Origin of the sequence: Planctobacterium marinum, assembly GCF_020687805.1 — a bacterium.
Classification (GTDB): domain Bacteria; phylum Pseudomonadota; class Gammaproteobacteria; order Enterobacterales; family Alteromonadaceae; genus Planctobacterium; species Planctobacterium marinum.
The window spans coordinates 447,859-470,828 of the sequence record NZ_JAJEWQ010000001.1 but is presented as its reverse complement, the minus strand read 5'-3'; the positions used below and the strand labels follow the sequence as shown (position 1 = coordinate 470,828).

The following is a 22,970-nucleotide window of genomic DNA, read 5'->3' as shown; positions in this document are numbered from 1 at the left end:
CTAATTAGGAACGTAGCCATTAAACGGTCAGGGCTTTCCCGACACTAAGCATGTCTGAAGTCATATTTTGTTGCGCACCTCACCCAGTAAAAAGAGTAGGATTCTGAAGACGCTAAGTAAATTGAGCTTTGGATTATTAGAGTGTTGGAATGCCAGATTGTTAGATTATTGGATTGCAAGCCATTTACGTGAAGCTGGCTGCGCTGATGTATCCCGATACTGGAATAACTAATGGACTGCGACTAAGTGCAAGGTGCTGATACAAAGAGCGCTTTGAGCCAGGCCAGTGCAATATTGTACTGCTATGGTCAAAACGTACGGGTTCTCAGGCGATTATTGGCGTTATCGCATTGCAGATTGGAGACATCATAGCATGTCGCATCTGATACCAGGTACAAAAACAACAAAGGAGTCTTGCGACTCCTTTGTTACTCATAGAGTTAAATCTGACTGATACTTACCAACCGCAAGTGCGGTCCTGATTTTGTTCATCAAGCCAGTCTTTCAGTGGCGCAAAATAGTCCAGAATTGCTGTAGCGTCCATTTGCGGCGAACCGGTCAAGGTTTCTAACGCTTCCTGCCAGGTTTTACTTTGTCCCAATTCCAGCATGTTGTTTAGTGCTGTACCGGCATCTTCGTTGCCATAAATCGAGCAGCGATGAACCGGGCCTTCATCACCGGCAATCTTACAAAGTTCACGATGGAATTGAAATTGTAATAAGTGTGCCAGGAAGTAGCGGCTATAGGGGGTGTTGCCAGGGATATGGTATTTTGCACCTGGATCGAAGGCGTCAGCAGGGCGCTCTACCGGCGCCATAACACCTTGATATTTTTCTCTCAATTGCCACCAGTAGTCATTGTACTGTTCCGGTGCAACGTCACCTGAGAATACACCCCAGCGCCACTTGTCTACCAGCAGGCCAAAGGGTACAAACGCAATTTTATCCAAAGCCAGTTTTAGCAACATACCAATGTCATTGGAGGCATCCGGGATTTCATCAATCAAACCAATTTCTTTCATGTACTTTGGCGTGATAGACAGCGCAATTACGTCGCCAATGGCTTCGTGGAAGCCATCATTGGCACTACCGCGATACAACAGGGGTTGCTGATTGTAGGCTCGTTGATAAAAGTTGTGGCCCAATTCATGGTGTATGACGGCAAACTCTTCACCGGTTTTTTGAATACACATTTTAATGCGCAGGTCTTCTTTATCGTCCAGGTTCCAGGCCGAGGCATGGCATACTACATCGCGATCCGCTGGTTGTGTGAACTGAGAGCGTTCCCAGAATGACTCAGGCAGCGGTTCAAAACCTAAAGAGGTAAAGAAGGTTTCAGCTTGCTTGACCATCTGAATTTCGTCGTAGCCTTTTTCTTCCAGTGCCGCGGTTACATCAGCGACCTGCATTTCTTGTTCAGGTTTTACGATGTCGTAAATGTTGCCCCAGGTCTGCGCCCACATGTTGCCCAGCAAGTGAGCCGGAATAGGCTGGTCTTGTGGAACGACATCAGTACCATATTGTTCACCCAGCTCCGCTCTGACATGACAATGCAGGGCGTCATAAAAGGGTTCAACCTGGCCCCACAGTCTGTCCAGTTCTTTTTCAAATGCATCGGCTTCCATGTCGTACTTACCGCGCCATAGTTCGCTGACATTCTCAAATCCCAGTTCTTTCGCGCCTTTGTTGGCAATGTCAACTTGCTCAATGTAAAGATCTTTCATTGGCGGTGACACCTGACGCCAACCCTGCCAGATATCTAACAGTAGTTTTTCGTCCCGTTCAGTTGCCATCTTGCTGCCCATTTCGGTCAGACCCCAACAGGTGCCTTCTTCAGGACAATATTGACCTGCACCGTACATGCCTTCCATGTCTGTGCCTATTTGAGCCAGCCTTTCTGATTCTGCGGCGTTACCGGGTGGAGGTAATACCAGCGAGTTTCTCACCAGATCCAGTTGTCTGCGGGTGTCGGGATCCACTTCAACATGATTAAATCTGGCTGACTCTTTGGCTAGTTCAGAAGCACGACTGGACAGCTTTTCAGATAAATACGCAGACACTGCAGCGGTATCCTGAATAATATAAGTCTGGTAAGCCCACGCAGCCTGGGCTGCTGGCAACTGCAGCTTTTCTAATTCTTTTTGCGCATTGGCTATAAAAGTTTTTGCATCTTCTGCCGTTGGTTGTTTTTCGGGTGCCTTTTCAACGGTTGCCGTTTCGGATGCATTGTTACATCCCGACACGCCAAAGGCTGTGGCCACCATAATGGCCAGCAATGAACGTTTATTCATGGAGTGTTCCTCATATCTGTCGGTTACCTTTTTGGTTGGGTGGCAAAAAGGCTATTATTTTTTTCGGGCCTAGTATAAGTAGCGTTAAACGGTTCAGGCAACCTAAATGCGATAAATTACTAAATACTGGCGTGAATTCAGGCCTGTTGCTTGAACTTTAAAATTAGAAACTTTACAGTCCTAACCATAAGAAAAATTAATAAACAGTACACGTGTCAACAAAAGATCGCATATTAAACGCCGCCGAACATCTCTTCTGTGATTTTGGCTTCGATAATACTTCTCTCAGAGCCATCACCAGTGAAGCTGACGTGAATCTGGCTTCAGTTAATTATCACTTTGGTTCAAAGAAACAACTCATACAGGAAGTATTAGCCAGATATTTAAGCGTGCTGATGCCGGCGCTCGATCAGCGAATAATGGCTATGAGTCAATCTACCCAGGCGGCCAGTACTGAGGGGCTGTTCAGTGCGTTAGTTGAACCTCTGTTGTCGTTAGAAAAAGTCAGGCCCAATGGAACCCGTGTGTTTGTGCAATTGTTTGCCAGAGCCTATTACGAGTCTCAGGGACATTTAAGACGCTACATCACTACGCACTACACTCAGGAGTTGAAACATCTGAACAAGGCATTGCATCTCGCGGTACCGCACTTATCCCCCAGTGAAGTATTCTGGCGTTGGCATTTTGCGTTGGGCTCTTGTGTTTTCACCATGGTGTCCAGCAAAGCGTTGTCCGAAATCGCAGAGGCTGAGTACCAGCAGCACATGGAAATTGAAGATCTGATCAGAAAAGTGATTACCTATATCGCTGCGGGATTCAGCGCCCCGAAAACATCCTGACAGTTTTGGGTTCACAAGCCATTATTGTGGACCCAGATTAAACACATCACACCTGTCATGCCTGAACCTTTTAAAAACAAGTTCTCCCTTGAGTTAGTGCAACTGTTAGCGCTAAAAATCCACGAGCAATATACGGAATTTAATCAGAACGCTTTTGTGCAAGCAGCCACCTTTGATTTTAATGAGCTTGAGCTAAAGCAACGTTCACAACAGATCACCGGGGCATTGCATCAGTTTATGCCGAACTCCTTTCAACGTTGTGAAACCATCATCAGAGAAATTCTGCACCCTGCGGAAATAGACAGTATGAATGAGGCGATTGTCGAGCAAGAAGGCATAAGAGGCTGGTTAATTATGCCGTTGGCTGATTTTGTCAGTATACGGGCCATTCCGGACCATTTTGAGGCAGGGTTAAATCTACTGAAGGTGTTAACCAGTCGTTTTAGTTCTGAGTTTGCTATACGTGATTTCATTCTGTTTGACCGGCAGCGGGCACTTGACATCATTATGAACTGGCCCAAATCCGGCGATAAACATATCAGGCGACTGGCCAGTGAGGGCACCCGTCCCAGGTTACCCTGGGGAAAGCAGCTGCCAGAATTTATCGCGCAGCCAGATTTAATCAGGCCGTTGTTAGTGAGTTTGCTGAACGATAACGAAGAGTATGTGCGTCGTTCTGTTGCCAATAATCTGAATGATATTGCCAAAGACAATGCCGAATTTGTTTGTGAGTTTGTAGCTGAGTATTTACCCGATGCGGATCAGACGCGCCTGCGTTTACTTAAACATGCCAGCCGAACGCTTTTTAAGCAGGGGCATCCCAAAATATTAGCCCTGTTTGGCTACACGCCGTTTCAGGGCAGTGTACAGTTTAGGTTGGCTCAGAAGCAGGTAGCAATGGAGAGTGTCCTGAGTATGCAGGTGGAATTGCATGGTTTAGCAGTGGGCAATCAGAAGTTGATGGTGGATTATATCGTCTGGCATAAAAAAGCTAATGGCACACACAGTGCGAAAGTCTTCAAGTGGAAACAGTTGGAATCTTACCGTGGCGATGCTATCACCTTAAAAAAGCAGCATTCGTTTAAATCAGTTACCACCAGAAAATATTACCCGGGCGAACACAGAATTGCGTTGCAAATTAACGGTCAGGTGGTGTCTGAGGTCACATTTGAGCTAATTGCCGGTAAGTAAATACCAGAGAATGTTGCTTGTCCGGGGGCGGCTTCGCTGCATCGGGCAACACTCTCTGGCAACATGGCGTAGTTCAAGCCAGCGGCTTATTCAAACAGGCCAAGGTTTTCTTTGGCGTAGGCTTCAAAATCAGTGAAACCGCCGATATGAGTTTGATCTAAAAAGATCTGCGGCACTGTTTCCACAGGCTTACCCACGGTTTTTTCAAGGTCAGCTTTGCTGATCCCTTCTTCGTGAATGTTGATATAACGATATTTAAAATCATCCCTTTCCTGGGTCAGTTTTTCCGCAAGATCTTTTGCTCTGACACAAAACGGGCAACCATCTCTACCAAAAATTACAGCGTACATAGATTTTCCTGAATGAGTGAACTTGTTCTTAGTTTAGTGCTTAGCTAAAAATATAACAGTTGATAGATTCGATACCTGTTATCGGTTTTTTAAATGAACAGCGCCAGGCACTATTTGGCCAACAATCAACGTAAATTGCCTGATATTTAAACATCAGGCTGCATCAGTTTGTTAAATAGCTGTAAAGCTAATTGCAATGCCCCTTTAGCATCTTTTATAGTTGTGCCAGTTTAAAACAACAATAATACGGTATTAATGGGAATTTTAATGTTGGACCTTCCCGGTCAGTCTCTGACGGCGGAAGATAAGGAAATACTTGAGCATCCGTTAACGGGTGGCCTGATCTATTTCACCCGTAACTTTGAAGATCATCAACAGATTACAGAGCTTACCCGAGAGATCAGAATGGCAGTCAAAAAGCCGTTACTACTTGCGGTTGATCAGGAAGGTGGACGTGTTCAGCGCTTCAGAAAAGTCTTCAGTGAGCTGCCTGCTATGGCGAGTATTCTGGAACGCGCAGAAGGCGATATGGCACTGGCAAAAAAATACTGCCGTGCCATAGCCGAACTCATGGCGTTGGAAATTCAATCCGTAGGTATTGATATCAGTTTTGCCCCAGTGGCAGACATCAATAACATTTCTGAGGTTATAGGGGATCGGGGGTTTGCAAAAAATAAGTCAGATGTGGTGGCATTAGTCGCGTCATTTTGCCAGGGAATGCGTGATGCCGGTATGGCAACTACCGGGAAACACTTTCCTGGTCATGGCAGTGTTAAAGAAGATTCGCACATTGCATTACCGGTGGACCAGCGTCCTGCTGTGGAGGTTCTCGCAACGGATTATTGGGTGTTTGAACAATTGGCACAACAAAATGTGCTGGATGCCGTAATGCCCGCGCACGTTATTTATTCAGCCTTTGATGATTTGCCAGCGGGCTTTTCTAAAGTGTGGATCGAGCAAAAGCTCAGAACAGAATTAGCCTTTAGTGGCGCGGTGTTCTCGGATGATTTGACGATGGAGGGGGCGGTAAAATGCGGTAGCCCCACAGAGCGAGCGCAATTAGCGATGGCAGCTGGTTGTGATATGGCCCTGATTTGCAATAATCGAGACGCTTCGATTGAAGTTCTGGATAATTACAAGGGTGATACAGTAATGTCACCGGCAATCCTGAAAATGATTATGCAGCAGGCCAAATACAACGGCTTAAACCATTGTCAGTCTTCGCAGCGTTGGCAAGAACTGCGTCAGATTCTGGATAGTTTTAATGACCACTAAACAAGCGATTATTGTTGTCGCGGTTCTCATCGCCGGGGTACTCAAATGGTATCTGGACAGTATCGGCGTTACTGCAGCGATTAGCTGGACTGCGGCAATAACTCTGGTTACTGCCGTGTTGTGGGTTTCAGAAGCGCTACCTATTCCCGCCACCTCCTTGATCCCATTTGCAGCTTTTCCGGCAGTAGGGGTTTTGTCCCATAAAGAAGCCGCATCAGCCTTAGGTAGCCATGTTATTGTGTTATTAATGGGCGCGTTCATGTTGTCGAAAGCCATTGAAAAGTCCGGCGTCCACAAACGATTTGCCTTGCAAATGTTAAAATTAACCGGTGGCAAAAGTGCGGCGCGACTGGTACTTGCTTTTATGCTTACCGCTGCGTTGCTGAGTATGTGGATCTCCAATACGGCTACAACCTTGATGTTGCTGCCAATTGCCCTGGCAATTTTGTCCTCTATTGATAATCCGCGGTTGGCTGCTGCTTTGCTCCTGGGTATTGCTTATGCTGCCAGTCTGGGCGGCGTCGGCACCCCGATAGGCACACCGCCAAACATTATATTTATCAGTGTCTATCAGGAATCTCAGGGGCAGGAAGTCACCTTTTTACAATGGATGAAAACCGGCGTGCCAATCGTTGTGATAGCGATTCCTATCATGGCGCTATGGTTAACCCGAGGTTTGGGGCAACTTGGTCCCGTTAACATTCCTACCTCAGGACAATGGCGCCCAGCAGAAAAGCGTGTGGTAACTGTGTTTGGTTTAGTTGCTTTAGCCTGGGTGAGCAGGCCCTACTGGTCTGATTTACTTGGGGTGGGGACCATTGGCGACAGTACGATTGCCCTGTTAGGGGTTATTGCCATGTTTCTGGTGCCCTCCGGCGACAAAGATAGTGATGGTAAACCCGGTAATTTATTAGACTGGAAAACTGCCAATGATATTCCCTGGGGCTTGTTATTATTGTTTGCCGGGGGGATTTGTATTGCGAAAGCGTTTACCGCGTCGGGGTTAAGCCAAAAAATGGGCGATTTGCTCAGTTTTCTGGATGGCGTACCTTTACCGGTATTGATTCTTTCGATTTGTTTATTTGTCACCTTTTTGACTGAAATTACCTCAAATACCGCAACGGCAACGCTGCTGATGCCAATATTAGCGTTGAGTGGTATGGCAATGGGCATCGAGCCGGCGCTGTTAATGATACCTGCCGCAATATCGGCCAGTTGTGCCTTTATGCTGCCTGTGGCAACGGCACCCAATGCCATCGTGTACGGAACGGACAAGTTCCCAATAAAGACCATGGCCCGGGAAGGTTTTGTGTTGAATGTACTGGTGGCGTTTGTTGTGTCCGGAGTGAGTTATCTGACACTGCAGTAAACCGGATGAGCAATCATTCCGCAATTTGCTCGTCAGGTGCTGCAGGTCGGTTGTAGCGCCTGATTTGCACTACCATGCCAAACATCGGGTGGTCAAAGTAATGAATTTCTGTGCTGATCATGCGGCGTAACTGATCGAAATGAAACGCCTGAAGAAAATTGGGTTGCAGGGGCAGTTGATTGTTTGCGGTTGTTGATGAGGGCTCTAACCCTTGCTCAACAGGATGTTTAAAGCTGCTCCAATCAATGACCACGGGTTTTCTGAAGTTTAAATCACTGTCTATATGCAGATACGGCGTGCGGCCAATATATTCAATGAAGACCTTGAGTCGTCCATCTACTGTCCAGACCGGCAATGTTTCATCGTTTAACTTAGATTGTTGTAGCGCCAAAAGCGCTGCCGGAGACTCGCTCTCCTCAATGTTTTGATAGTCTTGTGCTGCCAGAACCGCTGCAATTTGTTCATAAAGGGTAGGGTTATGAAAGCGATCTTCAGCCTCAGGATGGCGCTTAGGTAAACCGGAGTAATAGTATTCCTGGCCAAAGTTCTCACCCGCATAAATGCGATACCAGGGGGCATTGTCTCTGCCTACAATTACATTTTGTCGCCAGGCTGTATGCAACAATACGTTTAAGCCTCTGGTGCGATTGATGTCTGTTTTGAGCGTTTTCAGTTGTAACAGCTGTTTCGGTAAGGTGTAGGCTTTATCTGCAAAGGGGTACTCAATACCTTGTAACGTTGCGGGAACGGTGCTCAATTTTACGTTATTACGCAGCGCATACGCTTCATCGCTGTAAAAATCAGTTAATTCTGTTGGCCATTGGCAATACAAAGAATCCGGAAGTTTAATTTCCGGTGACGACGATTTAATGCTGGTGTTGTCAAATTGATCAAACACAGGTTGTGAGTGGTCCCGATGCTTACCCAGGTCTTCGTCTGAGACTTCAAAAAAGCGGTCAAGTTGACTTTGAAATTGCTCAGAAGGTCTGGTAGAGGTTACCCATTCCGGGTCATGCAACAAGGCATTTTGCAGTAAACTGGTGGCAATCGGCGGCTCATCAGTTAAGACAACGGGGCGGGTTTGTGCAGGAAAAGGGATAACCTGGTTTTCCTGGTTGCACAGGCTTGCTCCCTGGCGAAGAAAGTCAAAATCAGGGACCAGGGTTTCTGTGATAAAGTCACGCATACCCTGAGTATCAATCTGTGTAACCTGCAGCGGAAACTGTTCTTCCAATGTTTCCGGGGAGGTATCTCGTTCAAACAGAATCAATTCAACCTCAAACCACCAGGGATTTGACGTCTCATTAGCCTGTACCTGGGGGAAGGTAAAAGCGAATAAAACAATCAGGCTAAGAAAAAATGCTGCTTTCTGCAAAATGAAATTCCCTGGTTATTTATCGTTTAAACACTATGTTATCAGCCTTAGGCGACTTTCTGCTGTTTATTAAAATCTGTCAGTAAGTTTTCAATAAAAGCCAGTCGCCTGGTAGCTTCTGGTTTTTCAGAGGTAAACTTCAACTTTTGTGGTCCATCGAAGCGAAATACGTTGGGACGAGTTTGTATCAGTTGAATTATGTACCCTGGGTCTACCTTAGTGGATTCACTGAATTCAACAAAACCACCTTGTGCATTGGCATCGATTTTTGTAATACCTATTTGTTTAGCGCTCAGTTTTAGCTCATGAACTTTAAATAAGTTCTTAGTTGCTTCGGGTAGCATGCCAAACCGGTCAATTAATTCAATCTGAATTTCCTTCAAATCCGCCCGTTTTTTACAGGACGCGATTTTTTTGTACATGGAGAGTCGCACATTGACGTCTGCAATGTAATCATCCGGCAATAGTGTCGGGATGCGCAGCTCCACTTCTGTATGTTGTGCCATCAGGTTATCTAATGATGGCTCTTTACCAGCTTTCAGCGCCTCCACCGCTTCTTCCAGCATATCCATATACAGGCTGAAGCCCACGGTAGTAATCTGCCCAGATTGTTCTTCTCCTAACAATTCTCCCGCGCCCCTTATTTCAAGATCGTGGGTGGCCAACTCAAAACCGGCCCCCAAATTGTCTGACTGAGCAATAGCCTCCAGGCGTTTGGTGGCATCTTTGGTCATGCGTTTAGGGTGTGGCGTCAACATATAGGCATAAGCCTGATGGTGAGAACGACCGACGCGGCCTCTGAGCTGATGTAACTGAGCCAGACCTAAATGATCGGCCCGGTCCATTATTATGGTATTTGCAGACGGGATATCGATGCCGGTTTCGATTATTGTGGTACAAACCAACACGTTAAATCGTTGGTGATAAAAGTCAGACATGACGCGTTCCAGTTCTTTTTCACGCATTTGTCCGTGAGCAACGCTGACTTTGGCTTCCGGCACTATTTCGGAAATTTCACTGGCGGTTTTTTCGATAGTCTCCACTTCATTGTGTAAAAAGTAGACCTGACCACCCCGCAAAATTTCCCGCATTACAGCTTCGCGTATCAGTGCTTTATCGCGTTGTTTAACAAAGGTTTTAATCGCCAGTCGCTTGGCCGGTGGGGTGGCGATTATTGACAGGTCGCGCATGCCGTTAAGTGCCATATTTAGTGTTCGCGGAATCGGCGTCGCAGTGAGGGTCAGTATATCGACTTCAGCACGTAGGCTCTTGATTCGTTCTTTTTGTTGCACCCCAAAGCGGTGTTCTTCGTCAATAATTAATAAACCCAGGTCGGCAAACTTGATGTCTTTTTGAATGAGTTTGTGGGTACCGATGACAATATCCACTTTGCCCCCGGCTAATCCTGCCAACACCTGTTTTTGTTCTTTACTGCTGTTAAAGCGCGACATCACCTCTATCTGAAATGGCCATTGGCTCATGCGATCACGAAAATTTTCAAAATGCTGTTGTGCCAACAGGGTTGTAGGGACCAAAACAGCCACCTGTTTGCCCTGGCTTGCGGCAATAAACGCCGCTCGCATTGCAACTTCTGTTTTACCGAAACCCACATCGCCACACACCAGTCGGTCCATGGCTCTCGGAGACCCCATATCGTTGATTACAGCATTGATGGCTTGCTGTTGGTCATCAGTTTCTTCAAAGGGAAAGCTGTCAGCGAACTGGCGATAGTCCTGCCAATCTATTTTACAGGCCTGACCAGGTTTGGCTTCCCGTTGGGCGTAGACTTCCAGTAATTGCGCCGCTACGTCCCGTACTTTTTCTGCGGCTTTTTGGCGCGCCTTTGACCAGGTATCGGTGCCGAGATTGTGCAATGGCGCCTGATCATCACCGCCGCTATAGCGACTGATCAAATGGAGTGAAGCGACCGGCACATACAATTTAGACTGTTTGGCATATTCAATAGTCAGGTACTCTGTCGTAACCCCACCGGCATCCAGGGTTTGCAGGCCAAGATAACGACCAACACCATGTTCAATGTGCACTACAGGCTGGCCTGGCTGTAATTCTGCCAGATTTCTGATAACCGCCGATTCATCAGTTGGCTGCTGTTTTTTTCGCAATCGGCGTTGACTGACCTTGTGACCTAACAGTTCGGTTTCTGTAATAAAAGCCAGTGCACCGTCAGCGCCATGGATCACAAAGCTGTGATCAACATAACCCACGCAAATCCCCAGTTGTGCATGACCCGTTAAAAACGCTTCGGTATGCTCAAAAGGTTTTGGTTTTACAGACGCTTCCAGTAAAAGTTCCAGCAAGGCTTCTTTTCTGCCCGCTGTTTCGGCACAAAACAGTACTTTTGTACCACTGTCACGCCACGCTTTGAGTTGTGCCTGTAGTTTCGTGTAAGGACTCTTTGACTGAGCATTAATGGCGATGTCAGGGAGCTTTTCAATCGCATATTCAGTGCTGCCGGACTTTTGTTCAGACTGTTCGCTTCTGACATTTATTCTGGGCCACTGTTTCAGATAACTATTGAGTTCCTCCACCCGAAAAAACAGAGATTGTGGGGGGAGCAGGGGTTTTAGGGGATCCCAACGGTGTTGTTCATAGCGTTCATTTACGTCTGCCAGGAAAAAATCAATGGCCTGAGTTATATTGCCCTGGGTAACGAACAAAGTATCGTCGCTGATATAGTCAAAAATACTGGCAGTTTGCTGAAAGAACAACGGCAGATAATATTCAATGCCTGCCGGCATAACACCGGAACTGACGTCGTGAAAAATGGAGCCTTTTCCATAATGGCCGTCAAATGCTAGTTTGTAGTTTTCCTTAAACTGTTCGATACCTTGTTTATTGATAGGGAATTCATGAGCGGGTAACAGTCGAATGGATTCCCGCTTTTCTCCGGAGCGTTGGCTATCTGGATCAAACTCCCGAATGCTCTCAATTTCGTCGTCAAATAAATCCAGGCGCAAAGGACGTTGGGTGCCCATGGGGAACAGATCCACAATACTGCCGCGCACCGAATATTCGCCATGCTCCATTACCTGGTTAACTGCGTTGTATCCGGCTCGGTTGAGGCGGCTACGGAATGCCTCGATATCCAGCGTTTGACCTTGTTTGAGGAATAAAACGTATTTTCCCAGGTACTCAACAGGCGCGACTTTTTGCAGCATGGTTGTCACCGGGAAAATATAGATATCGCGCCCTTTTTGCGTCAGGTCATACAGGGTTTCAAGGCGTTGTGAAATAATGTCCTGATGAGGCGAAAACGTGTCATAAGCCAGTGTTTCCCAGTCGGGGAAAACAGACACGTTGATACTGGTGTGCTTTAAAAAATGGCGAATTTCGCGTTCCAGTTTTAAGGCGCCGGGAGTGTCAGAAGTAACAACTACAACGCGCTTCTGGCTTTCTGTAGCACAATTTGCAATCGCCAGAGCGGATGAGCTTCCGGCAAGATTGCACCAATGTTGTTGTTCACCTGCTTTTTTGGGGAATACCGGGGAAAAAATAGTTTTTTGCATTGGAGAAAGTTAATTACTCGATTTTATCTGTGCGACTCTTAAGGTGCTTTGTTTGTAAATGCAGACTGGCGCGTACCAGTAGTTCCTGGTCTTGTTCGCGGATACTGTTGTATATGAACGCGATTTTGAACTGATCTTCGTCCAATGGTTCACACAGGATCGCTTCCGCATAACAAAATACGGCTGCGGCTTCTTCTTCCAGGAAAATTTTAAGTTGATATATGCCACCGGGCAACATTTCTTTGTTGCTGGTGACAGTTAAACCTGCGCCACCGAACTCTGTAGTACTATATCGATTATCCTGATCATCTTGCTGATGCAGAATATAGGACATCATCAAATCTATTTTTTTTGATTGATGATTGAGAAATTCAGCAAGTTCCCGTGCGTGATCACCCAGGTGTCGCAAAGGTCTCAGCGCCCGGGTTTCCAGTTCCGCCAGTTCACCCGCCATGCGAAAAGCGTAGGGCATATGGGTAATCAACTGTTCAGATGTCGGCACTGTAAACCCGGCTTCTACGGGCAGCAAATTTACATTCAGGACATGCTTTATCGTGAAATACTCATGATATTGCTCTAACTTTTGGGTAATGTTTGTATCACTCATTTAGGGCACTTCAGGTTAATCATTAGTGGGGCATTTTTATCAGATTTTCTAATGCTTCAGGTTTGTGTAACAGGAATCCCTGGGCGTAATCCACATCAATTTCTTTTAATACTTTCAACATGGATTCGGTTTCCACAGCCTCAGCAATAACACTCATGTTATTCTCTCTGGCAATTGCCACTATAGATTCTACCATCATACGGCTGATCTTTTCGGAACCGATCTTGTGAATAAAGCTGCCGTCTATTTTGACATATTGAACGTCTAGCTCACGTAAAAATCCGTAAGAAGATGTGCCCGTACCGAAATCGTCCAGAGCAAATTTGCAGCCCAGTTGTTTTAACTTTTCAATAAAGCGACGGGTGGCGTTGAGGTTGGTGAGTGCCGATGATTCGTTAATTTCAAAACACAGCTTACTGGCATCGATGTCATACCGTTGAATCGTATCGTAAGCCTGATCAACAAAACTGGCTTTATACACAGACTCACCGGAAATATTGAGTGCTAATTCCCCTTTAAAATTGGGGAAGTCTGCCATCATCTGACAGGTTTTTTCCAGGACTTTTTGGTCGATAGCTGATATCAAATGGTATTGCTCGGCGATACTGATAAATTGCGATGGTTGTATCAGTTCCGAGCCGCTACTCTGCATTCGCAGCAGTACTTCAAATTTAGCAGACTGTTGTTTTTGGGTGGCGTAAATACCCTGACCAAACAAAGAGAATTTGTTCTGCTCTATGGCTTGCTGGATAACGGGCACCCAGCGAACAGCCCGGGTATTGTTGTTTACAGTTTCTTTTTCTTGTTCGTATATTAGCAGCTCACCGCCACCCTGGGACTTCGATTCGAAGTACAAGCGTTCGGCAACACTCATGATATGGTTTGCATCCTGAAATTCAGCATTGAGTTCCACCAGACCCATACTGACATTAACGAACAGGTGCTCTTTTTCCCAGTCGAAGTGCATGTCGTTGATGGCTTTGCGAATTTCAACGGCGCGGCGGGTAGCTGATTCGATGTCCGGACTGTTGTAAATAATTGAAAACTCATCGCCACCCATACGGGCCACAATTTCGTCGTTATTGGCGATGCGTTTTAGCAGTGCTGAAAGATTGCGGATCAATTGGTCGCCAGCGGCATGACCACAGGTATCGTTAATCACTTTGAACTGATCGACGTCCATGTACAGATAGAATAGGGTAAAATCTTCCAGCATTTGGCTTTCAAGCAATTTGAAATCCAGATGTTCTTCCATTGAAATGCGGTTGAGCAGGCTGGATGTCATATCGTATTTAGCAAGGTGTTCCAGTTTGCTTTGTAGCTTTTGTCTCTCGGCAATTTCTTCAGTGAGCTTCTGATTGGACAGGGCTAATTCCCGCGTGCGCTCTTTGACTTTTTCTTCCAGGCTGTTGGTAATTTTCTCCAACGCTGCGTTGGTATCCGCCAGCGTATTGAGCAGCAAACTATTGCGCAAATGCACGTTTACCCGGGCCAAAACTTCATGGGTATTAAAGGGTTTAACAATATAGTCAACGCCGCCCAGTTCAAAGGCTTTGTTGATGTCTGTTTTGCTGCCGGTGAGAAAAATAATTGGAATTTTGCTGGTGCTGGGTTCAGTCTGAAGTCGCTTACACACTTCCAGCCCATTCATGCCTGGCATGTTGATATCTAAAATGATCAGGTCTGGCTGAAACTCAAAAACCGCCATTAATGCCGTTTCCCCATCTTCAACCGGAAAAACATTATGGCCGTAGTACTCCAATGTATGACAGATGGTCTCCAGATTAATCTGGTCATCATCTACCACCAAAATCTTGGCGAAGTCTCTGGTATCTGGAAAGTCTTCTTCGCGCATTAAGGCACCTTGTTGTGATTGCGTTTCGGATCAGCAAACTTTTTTAACCGGTTTGCTCTACTGAAATCCTAGCAGTATCGCTTAAGTTTAGATAATTTAAAAAGTTTTTTTAGAATTAAGAAGAATAAAAGCGTAAATCAGACAACAAAAAACGGCCCGTTAAGGGCCGTTTCAATCGTACAAATAGGCAATTAAGCGGCTTTGGCTTTGCCTCTTCGGCTGGTTTTGGTTACCCCGGCTCGCAGGGCTTCAGGTTCAAAGTCATCGACATTGATCACTTCCAGGCGACCTTTTTCTGCGCGGTTAAGTAGTGCCACTTCCTGTTCGTTCAGCACACCCAGTTCGCTCCCTTTGATGGCCACCTGGTCAAGCTGTGTAAATGGCAGCTTTTCGTTGGCGGCATTACATACTCTGTCGAACAGTGGCTCGGCTTCCAGTATGTCTTTCAGGGTCTGTTCCATTTTGCCTATCGGGTTGTGTTCTGTCGGCGTTAAAAATTGACCGTGACCCAGGCGAGAACGGGCACTACCGGGTTGTTGTAAAATCAGGGCGATTTTATGTTCCAGTGCATCTGAAGGTTTGTTGTGGCGACGACCCCAGGGCATGATCATAAACTTCAGAATCCGACCAACCGCTTTACTGGGGAAGTTTTCCAGTAACTCGATAATTGCTGCCTCGGTTTTGTGCAAGGTATCTTGCATTGCCCAGTGCAGGAAGGGAAGATCTTCTTTTAAACGACCTTCGTCATCAAAGCGTTTTAAGGTAGCCGAGCCCAGATACAGATAACTCAGAATATCTCCCAGTCGCGCAGAAATGCGCTCTTTGCGTTTCAGTTCACCACCTAACATTGCCATGCAAATATCCGACAACATTGCCAGATTCGCGCTAAAGGCCGTCAGTGACTGGTAGTAAGGACGGGTTTCATCTTTGAAGGGGGCGTTGATAAATTTCGCCGCTGTAAAGCCCAACCACTTGCTGCGCACCGTGTTACTGATGGCAAATCCAATATGACCGAACAGTGCTTTATCGAATTCTGCGATAGCCTGGTTTTTGTCTTCGATTGCAGCTGCGTGGATTTCACTCAGAACAAATGGATGGCAGCGCATCGCACCCTGACCATAAATCATCATGTTGCGGGTCAGTATATTGGCACCTTCAACGGTAATGGCGATAGGAGCACCCTGATAGCCTCGGCCCAGATAATTGTTGGGGCCTAACATTACGCCCTTACCACCGTGAATATCCATTGCATCAATAACACACTGACGCATTTTCTCGGTCAGGTGATATTTACAAATTGCTGAAATGACAGACGGTTTTTCACCCAGGTCAACACCTTTTGTCGACATGCTGGTCACTGCGTCCATCAGGTAAGCATTGCCCCCGATTCGTCCAAGCATTTCTTCAATGTCTTCCATTTTGCCGATAGGGAGTTTGAACTGGCGACGGATACGGGAATAGGCGCCTGTGGCCAGAGCCATTGTTTTTACACCACCCGTGGAATTGGAGGGCAAAGTAATACAACGGCCAACCGATAAACACTCCACTAACATGCGCCACCCTTGTCCGGCCATTTTTACTCCACCAATGATGTAATCCAGCGGAACAAAAATGTCTTCACCTCGGATGGGGCCATTTTGAAATGGAACATTCAAAGGAAAATGACGATTGCCGATATCCAGCCCTTTCGTGTTGGATGGGATCAATGCACAGGTAATACCGATGTCTTTTTCTTCGCCAATTAACCCTTCGGGATCGTACAGCTTAAATGCTAAACCGACCACGGTAGCTACCGGAGCCAGCGTTATATAGCGCTTATTAAAGGTGAGTTTCATTCCAATCACCTCTTCGCCATTCCATTCACCTTTGCACACGACGCCTGTGTCAGGAATTGCCCCTGCATCGGAGCCTGCTTCCGGGCTGGTCAGCGCAAAGCAGGGCACTTCTTCGCCGCGGGCAAGTGCCGGCAAATATTGCTGCTGTTGTTGCTCCGTACCATAGTGTTGCAATAGTTCACCTGGGCCCAGACTATTTGGAACACCAACAGTACTGGCTAATACGGTACTTACACCTGACAGTTTTTGTAAAACGCGCGATTGCGCATAGGCAGAAAATTGCAGGCCACCAAATTCTTTTTTGATGATCATGGCAAAGAACTTATTGTCTTTCAGGTATTGCCATACTTCTGGCGGCAGATCGGCCAGTTCATGGTTAACCTGCCACTCATCTACCATTCCGCATACGGTTTCTACCGGGCCGTCAAGGAAAGCCTGCTCTTCCGCTGACAATCTGGCCTGAGGAATGTTGTGTAAGGTTTCCCAGTTTGGACTACCGCTAAACAACTCGCCATCCCACCAAACAGTACCGGCATCAATCGCATCTTGCTCAGTTTTACTCATTTCCGGCATAATTTTGCGGTACATTTTAAGCGCCGGCGCCGTGAAGTATTGCTTGCGCAGTGAAGCTGAATTCAAAGGGATCGCAATGGCGGCAAAGGCTATCCATCCCAGAACCCCAACCAGATTGAGCATGGTACCGACAATAAAAATAGCACCGACAGCCAGCGTAGTTTGGAAAAGTTTAATTCTTAAATAACTGCAAGCAGCTAACGCAGCGAACAGCGCAAAAAACCATATTAATAGATTCATAATGGCTCCTAAGGACAGTATGATTAATCTGTCCGGACAATTAAAATGTAAATAGTATGTTTAATTTATAGCATAATTGCCGGAATTCAAACAGGTGTTTGAATTATTTTTTTGTTTGCAAATATATGAGAATAAGAATTACTGGTTATGTGTGAATTACTTGGGATGTCGGCCAACGTGCCGACTGATATTTGTTTTAGCTTTTGTGGGTTGCTGGAAAGAGGTGGCAGAACCGGGCCTCACCGAGATGGCTGGGGTATTACCTTTTATGAAGGTAAAGGCTGTCGAAGCTTTAAAGATCCGTTGCCCAGTTGTGACTCAGAAATCGCGAAACTGGTGAAATCTTACCCAATTAAATCCTGCTCAGTGATTAGTCATATCCGTCAGGCTAATCGCGGCAAAGTGTCCCTGGAAAATACCCATCCATTTATCAGGGAGATGTGGGGACGCCACTGGACTTATGCTCACAACGGCCAGCTATCCAATTACAAAGACAAACTGCAATCAGATATTTTTCAACCGGTTGGCAATACAGACAGTGAAATGGCGTTTTGCTGGATTATGGATAACATCAAGAAAAAGTACCCTAACAGGCCGAAAGACATGAAACCGGTTTTCCGCTATGTGGCAAAACTCGCGGCATCTTTAAGGGAGTTGGGGGTGTTTAACATGCTACTGTCTGACGGTATATACCTGATGACCTACTGTACTACAAAGCTACATTGGATAACGCGCCGTGCACCGTTTGGAAAAGCAACCTTAATTGATACCGACTGGGTCATTGATTTTCAACAGGAAACAACGCCTAATGATGTGGTATCTGTTATCGCAACAGAGCCTTTGACAGGGGATGAAACCTGGCAAAATATGACCCAGGGAGAGTATGTTTTGTTTAAAAAGGGGGAGCCCATACTCAAAGGCGTAAAATAGCGATAACTCGCCCGAAAACACTTCTGTGCACGGGTGAAAGCAATTTGCCAACAAATCTGATAAGTTTAAGGTGTATTACAACTTGTGCCCAACAGGATAGAGGGCGCAAGTAAAACAATTATAAATAAGACAGAAAATTTCGAGGAAACTATGAAAAAGTTAACGTACATTTCAACTGCTGTTTCACTGGCACTGATGTTAGGAGCCTGTGGGCAGGCACCGACACAGGAATCCGCACAGGTAGAAACCCCGGCAAGTACTGAAGCTGCCGCCATGACTGAATCTGAAAAGGCCAACCAGTTATTCGAAGATATCTTTATGGAGAATGTTATGCGCTCTCCTATGTATCAATCCTATCTGGGTATCAAAACCGATCAGGATAAGTGGGACGATTTGTCTGCCGAGCGCGAATTAGAAGATCATGAACTGGAAAAGGCACAGCTGGCGCGGGTTAAAGCAATTGATGTTGATCAGTTAGATACGCAGACAAAATTAAGCTGGCAATTGATGGTTCAGCAACTGCAAAACGGTATTGATGATTTTAAATGGCGCAATTATAACTACCCCGTTAATCAGATGTTTGGTTTACATTCCAGTGTGGCTTCTTTGCTGATAAACCAGCATCGCATTGCTGATGTTACTGACGCTGAGGCCTACATCGCTAGATTGAATGGTTTACCGAAACTTTTCGAGCAACTTGTCGCCAATCTTAATGAGCGCGCAGAGCAAGGTATCATCGCACCCAAGTTTGTTTATCCATACGTTGTCAATGATAGCCAGAATATCATTAGTGGTGCGCCATTTGACGAGGGTGATGACAGTACGTTATGGGCTGACTTTTCGAAAAAGGTTGGCGCACTTGAAATTGACGAAACACAAAAACAAGCGCTTTTGGATGCCGCAAAAACGGCCCTGACCAATGCCGTAAAACCCGCCTATGAAAGTTTGATTGCCGGTGTGCAAAACATCGCTGCACAGGCGGATGATAAAGATGGTGCGTGGAAGTTTCCTGAAGGCGAGGCCTTTTATAACAACGCCCTGGCCCGTACTACCACCACCAGTCTGAGCGCACAAGATATTCATCAAATTGGTTTAGATGAAGTAAACCGCATTCATGATGAAATGCGAGCAATCATGAAAAAAGTCGGTTTTGAAGGCACATTGCAGGAGTTTTTCGTGCATATGCGCGATAACGAGCAGTTTGTTTATCCGTCAAATGAAGAAGGCAGACAACGTTATCTGGACGAGGCGACAGCCCTGATTGACAACATGAAACTTCGACTGGATGAACTGTTCATTACCAAACCCGAAGCTGATTTGATTGTGAAAGCAGTAGAACCCTTCCGCGAAAAGTCAGCCGGCAAGGCCTTTTATCAGCAACCTTCTATGGATGGAACGCGACCCGGTACCTATTACGCTAATCTGTATGATATGGCGTCAATGCCAACTTATCAGATGGAAGCTCTGGCTTATCACGAAGGGATCCCGGGGCACCATATGCAGATAGCCATCGCCCAGGAATTAGAAGGCATTCCAAAGTTCCGCAAATTCGGTCGTTACACGGCTTACACGGAAGGATGGGGTTTATACAGTGAGATGGTGCCAAAAGAAATCGGTTTATACGAAGACCCTTATTCTGATTTCGGTCGCTTAGCAATGGAGCTTTGGCGAGCCTGTCGTCTGGTTGTAGATACCGGCATTCACGCCATGAAATGGAACCGGGAGCAGGGTATAGACTATTACGTCAGTAATACCCCTAACGCTGAAGCCGATGCCGTTAAAATGGTAGAGCGACATATCGTTATGCCCAGCCAGGCCACGGCCTACAAAATCGGTATGAATAAGATCATTGAGTTACGCGAAAAAGCGAAGACAGCGATGGGTGATAAATTCGATATTCGCGAATTTCACGACATTGTGTTGGCAAATGGGCCTGTGCCATTAGACGTACTGTCCGGATTTGTTGACCAGTACATCGCCAGTAAATAAGCGAGACGCAGACAACAATAAAAAAGGCCGATGACGGCCTTTTTTGTTGCTGGAAAATGAATCTAATTTAGCAGTTTGTATTCAGAAAGTTGGATGTCACCTTGTTCGTCACCGTCTTTAAATTGTTGTAAACGAACTAACTGGTAATTCAGATCCGGAGCAAACCAGGACCAGGTAACTCGCTTATTGCTGCTGCGAATGGTCTTGACTTTGATGGTGTTAAGTTTACCAAAGGGGAGTTCCAGTACTTCCTCTCCGGCGATTTCAAAACCGTAAGTTTTCAGCTGACCACGATAATTGATCAGGTTATAACTGATGTCCTGATTCTTCAGCTTGAGTTGCCGTTGCAGATCGAAGCGATAAAGCTGGTTGTCCCATTCACCTTGCCAGTTGATGGTCGCGGGATCCTTGCGGCCTGATTTAATAACCACAGACTGGTCTTTGTCGTTAAATGTCAGACTGAGGGATTTGTCAGGACCGGTACCTTCGCGCTTGTATTGATATTTCTGTGGGACAAACTGGCCCTCAACAACATCAAACAAACTGGTTTCGGCACGGCGATCTGACAGGAAGAAAATTGACACATCACTTTTGTAAAAAAGCTTATAACCTGCGTCGGTCTTTTCCAGCGACATTACAGCGTGACCAATATCACTACCATTGCGATAGGCAATATATCGGGCTGAAAAGGGAGCCAGACTGGCCTGAGGCTGTGCGATTTCAGTTGTAGCTTCAGTGACTACCGTCGTTGCCGGTGAATCAACCTGTTGAGCGACACCTTGTGGGATAAAACATGTGGTTAAAAAATAAGTTAGCGGGATCGTAAACTGTTTTTTAAACTTCATGTACTAACCCTGTTTCTGGCAATTGCTGTTGTTGATAATGGACGCCTTCAGCGGTCATTGTTATTTTGTCTTCACAAATAAGCTTAACCGCATAAGGATAAATCTGATGTTCTATTTTATGCACTTTCGCTTTCAAGGAATCAACGTTGTCTTCTGCAAGTATAGCGACTGGTCCCTGAACAATAACAGGGCCGCCGTCTAATTCAGGTGTTACAAAATGTACAGAAGCACCATGATAACTTTCTTTAGCATCCAGCGCCCGCTGATGCGTATCCAAACCCTTAAATTTAGGTAGAAGAGAAGGGTGGATGTTGATTAATTTACCGGTGAAGTGTTCGACAAATTGCTGCGTCAGGATGCGCATAAAGCCAGCCAGCACCACAACATCCGGATTAAAGGCGTCTATCACTTCCTGTAGTTTTGCGTCAAAGCTTTCCCGGTCCGGAAAAGCTTTGTGATCGATAACCTGATGGGCAATATTATGTTGTTTGGCCCGGGTTAATCCGTAGGCATCTGCCTTGTTGGAAATTACAGCCACCACCTGACCTGGTATTTGGTTGCTTTCCGTCGCGTCAATAATAGCCTGTAAGTTGGAACCGCTTCCTGATATGAGTACGACAATACGTTTCATAAAAGCCGACTCAGCGTATTTCTACCTGGGCTTCATCACCATCCCGTGCCGCAATATCACCAATAATCCAGGCGGTTTCGCCCAGTTCATTAAATTGCTTGGTTATTGCTTCTGCTGCTGCCGCCGGAACCGCCAGAATAAGTCCTACACCACAGTTAAAGGTTCGGTACATCTCTCTGGTTTCAACGTTGCCCTGTTCCTGCAACCAGTTAAAGATGGTCGGCCACTGCCAGGAGTTTCCGTCGATCAGTGCTTTGGCTGACGCGGGCAGCACTCTGGGGATATTTTCCCAAAAACCGCCACCGGTGATGTGCGAAATTGCGTTGACAGGATGTTGCTCAATCACATTTAAGGTGTTTTTGACGTAGATACGGGTCGGTTCCAGTAGATGCTCGGCTATCGTTTTACCGTCCAGTAATTCACTGGTGTCAGCGCCACTGACTTCAATAATTTTGCGAATTAAGGAAAAACCATTGGAATGCGGTCCGCTGGAAGCCAGCGCAATTAATTTATCGCCCGGGGAAACCTTACTACCGTCAATGACTTCGTCTTTTTCCACCACACCGACACAAAACCCGGCAACATCGTAATCGTTGCCATGATACATGCCTGGCATCTCTGCTGTTTCACCGCCTATCAGTGCGCAACCCGACAGTTCACAACCTTTACCAATGCCAGTTACCACTTCAGCTGCGATATCAACATCCAGTTTGCCGGTGGCATAATAGTCCAGGAAGAACAAGGGTTCGGCACCCTGAACAATTAAATCGTTAACACACATGGCCACCAGATCAATACCGATGCTGTCGTGTTTGTTTAAATCCATAGCAAGACGTAATTTGGTCCCCACGCCATCGGTACCGGATACCAGAAGCGGACTTTTGTATTTTTCCGGAATCGAGCACAACGCACCAAATCCACCGAGCCCACCCATAACTTCTGGCCTGTGGGTTTTTTTAGTGACTGATTTAATTCTTTCTACTAGCTCGTTACCTGCATCAATATCAACGCCGGCATCTTTGTAACTCAGGGATTCTTTACTCAAAACGACTACTCTGGGTGTGGATAAAATTGGCGCTAATGTTATCAATTTAACAGCCTGATGAATACTGATTTGTCTTTTCAAATTGCCTTGAATTTAAGCAAATGAGTTAAATATTTTATTCTGAGGGGTGATCTTTGTCTCATATTCCAGGACAATAAACGCATTATAATCACACAGTTGACTTAATTTGCTGCGAAAAACGGT

At 46.0% G+C, this 22,970-nt stretch carries 16 protein-coding genes; 6 read left to right on the top strand and 10 right to left on the bottom strand.

Going from position 1 to position 22,970, the window contains the following annotated elements:
- Positions 1–457: 457 nt before the first annotated feature.
- Positions 458–2,290: a M2 family metallopeptidase gene (locus tag LJ740_RS02245; RefSeq protein ID WP_229527421.1), complete on the bottom strand. Its 1,833-nt coding sequence runs from the start codon at positions 2,288–2,290 to the stop codon at positions 458–460.
- Positions 2,291–2,502: 212 nt separating this feature from the next.
- Between LJ740_RS02245 and LJ740_RS02240 the strand changes: the two genes are divergently transcribed.
- Together LJ740_RS02240 and LJ740_RS02235 are read left to right on the top strand one after the other, a co-directional pair.
- Entirely contained in the window at positions 2,503–3,129 is a 627-nt protein-coding gene (locus LJ740_RS02240) for a TetR/AcrR family transcriptional regulator (protein ID WP_229527420.1), read from the top strand.
- Positions 3,130–3,186: 57 nt separating this feature from the next.
- Positions 3,187–4,320, top strand: coding sequence for a DNA alkylation repair protein (locus LJ740_RS02235; RefSeq protein WP_229527419.1), 1,134 nt, complete (start codon positions 3,187–3,189; stop codon positions 4,318–4,320).
- Positions 4,321–4,406: 86 nt separating this feature from the next.
- Here LJ740_RS02235 and LJ740_RS02230 read toward each other — a convergent pair whose 3' ends face one another.
- Complete coding sequence (locus LJ740_RS02230; RefSeq protein ID WP_229527418.1) at positions 4,407–4,670, bottom strand: GrxA family glutaredoxin; 264 nt, start codon at positions 4,668–4,670, stop codon at positions 4,407–4,409.
- A 267-nt stretch (positions 4,671–4,937) separates the two neighbouring features.
- Between LJ740_RS02230 and nagZ the strand changes: the two genes are divergently transcribed.
- Positions 4,938–5,945 carry a beta-N-acetylhexosaminidase gene (nagZ, locus tag LJ740_RS02225; RefSeq protein ID WP_229527417.1) on the top strand — a complete coding sequence of 336 codons (1,008 nt, stop codon included), beginning with the start codon at positions 4,938–4,940 and terminating at the stop codon, positions 5,943–5,945.
- Positions 5,935–7,314: an SLC13 family permease gene (locus tag LJ740_RS02220; protein ID WP_229527416.1), complete on the top strand. Its 1,380-nt coding sequence runs from the start codon at positions 5,935–5,937 to the stop codon at positions 7,312–7,314. Before nagZ ends, LJ740_RS02220 begins: the two co-directional genes overlap by 11 nt.
- Positions 7,315–7,327: 13 nt before the next feature.
- On the opposite strand, the gene LJ740_RS02215 is transcribed toward LJ740_RS02220, so the two are convergent.
- From LJ740_RS02215 to fadE, 5 genes are all read right to left on the bottom strand, one after another.
- Positions 7,328–8,689: a CsiV family protein gene (locus tag LJ740_RS02215; RefSeq protein WP_229527415.1), complete on the bottom strand. Its 1,362-nt coding sequence runs from the start codon at positions 8,687–8,689 to the stop codon at positions 7,328–7,330.
- 47 nt (positions 8,690–8,736) lie between these two features.
- Positions 8,737–12,216, bottom strand: coding sequence for a transcription-repair coupling factor (mfd, locus tag LJ740_RS02210; RefSeq protein WP_229527414.1), 3,480 nt, complete (start codon positions 12,214–12,216; stop codon positions 8,737–8,739).
- Positions 12,217–12,229: 13 nt separating this feature from the next.
- Positions 12,230–12,823 carry a PilZ domain-containing protein gene (locus tag LJ740_RS02205; RefSeq protein WP_229527413.1) on the bottom strand — a complete coding sequence of 198 codons (594 nt, stop codon included), beginning with the start codon at positions 12,821–12,823 and terminating at the stop codon, positions 12,230–12,232.
- A 22-nt stretch (positions 12,824–12,845) separates the two neighbouring features.
- On the bottom strand, positions 12,846–14,678 hold the full coding sequence (locus LJ740_RS02200) for a two-component system response regulator (RefSeq protein ID WP_229527412.1): 1,833 nt from the start codon (positions 14,676–14,678) through the stop codon (positions 12,846–12,848).
- A 191-nt stretch (positions 14,679–14,869) separates the two neighbouring features.
- Positions 14,870–17,326, bottom strand: a complete 2,457-nt coding sequence (gene fadE, locus LJ740_RS02195; protein ID WP_229527411.1) for an acyl-CoA dehydrogenase FadE — start codon at positions 17,324–17,326, stop codon at positions 14,870–14,872.
- 147 nt (positions 17,327–17,473) lie between these two features.
- Between fadE and LJ740_RS02190 the strand changes: the two genes are divergently transcribed.
- Together LJ740_RS02190 and LJ740_RS02185 are read left to right on the top strand one after the other, a co-directional pair.
- Positions 17,474–18,256: a class II glutamine amidotransferase gene (locus LJ740_RS02190; RefSeq protein ID WP_229527410.1), complete on the top strand. Its 783-nt coding sequence runs from the start codon at positions 17,474–17,476 to the stop codon at positions 18,254–18,256.
- Positions 18,257–18,406: 150 nt separating this feature from the next.
- Entirely contained in the window at positions 18,407–20,245 is a 1,839-nt protein-coding gene (locus LJ740_RS02185; protein WP_229527409.1) for a DUF885 domain-containing protein, read from the top strand.
- Between the two features lie 62 nt (positions 20,246–20,307).
- On the opposite strand, the gene LJ740_RS02180 is transcribed toward LJ740_RS02185, so the two are convergent.
- The 3 genes from LJ740_RS02180 to purM are packed head-to-tail and all read right to left on the bottom strand — an operon-like array spanning position 20,308 to position 22,766.
- Positions 20,308–21,090: a DUF3108 domain-containing protein gene (locus tag LJ740_RS02180; protein ID WP_229527408.1), complete on the bottom strand. Its 783-nt coding sequence runs from the start codon at positions 21,088–21,090 to the stop codon at positions 20,308–20,310.
- On the bottom strand, positions 21,080–21,721 hold the full coding sequence (purN, locus tag LJ740_RS02175) for a phosphoribosylglycinamide formyltransferase (RefSeq protein ID WP_229527407.1): 642 nt from the start codon (positions 21,719–21,721) through the stop codon (positions 21,080–21,082). The genes LJ740_RS02180 and purN overlap by 11 nt, the downstream gene beginning before the upstream one ends.
- 10 nt (positions 21,722–21,731) lie before the next feature.
- Positions 21,732–22,766, bottom strand: a complete 1,035-nt coding sequence (purM, locus tag LJ740_RS02170; protein ID WP_377307041.1) for a phosphoribosylformylglycinamidine cyclo-ligase — start codon at positions 22,764–22,766, stop codon at positions 21,732–21,734.
- Positions 22,767–22,970 lie beyond the last annotated feature (204 nt).